The sequence below is a fragment of the Paenibacillus xylanexedens genome (genome assembly GCF_007680605.1).
Classification (GTDB): Bacteria; Bacillota; Bacilli; order Paenibacillales; family Paenibacillaceae; genus Paenibacillus; species Paenibacillus xylanexedens_B.
Genome location: NZ_VEIO01000085.1, coordinates 1 through 276, shown reverse-complemented (window position 1 = coordinate 276; position 276 = coordinate 1). Strand labels below are relative to the sequence as shown.

Sequence of the window (276 nt, the reverse complement as noted above, 5' to 3'; positions counted from 1 at the left end):
AGCACATCCTGCCAAATCTCCGCTAGCTTCGCTTCGGTCTCGCTTCGCGGCGCAACGTATTCGCTGGTTGTCTGTAGTAGCCCTTGCGGCTCCGGCAGCGCATTCCGGTCTACCTTCCCATTGGCCGTCAGTGGAATTTGCTCCACTTCCACCAGATACGTCGGCACCATGTACTCAGGCAAACTCCGTTTCAAATACGTGCGTAGCTCGGATGCACTGAAAATGCCCAGGCTCACCACGTAGGCACACAGATAAGACTCGCCCTGCTCGTCTTTC

1 protein-coding gene is annotated in these 276 nt (G+C 56.2%); it reads right to left on the bottom strand.

Annotation, left to right across the window (positions count from 1 at the left end):
* Window positions 1-276, bottom strand: a 276-nt coding sequence (locus FS818_RS28490; protein WP_145336774.1) for an AMP-binding enzyme, incomplete at both ends; no start/stop codon positions are given.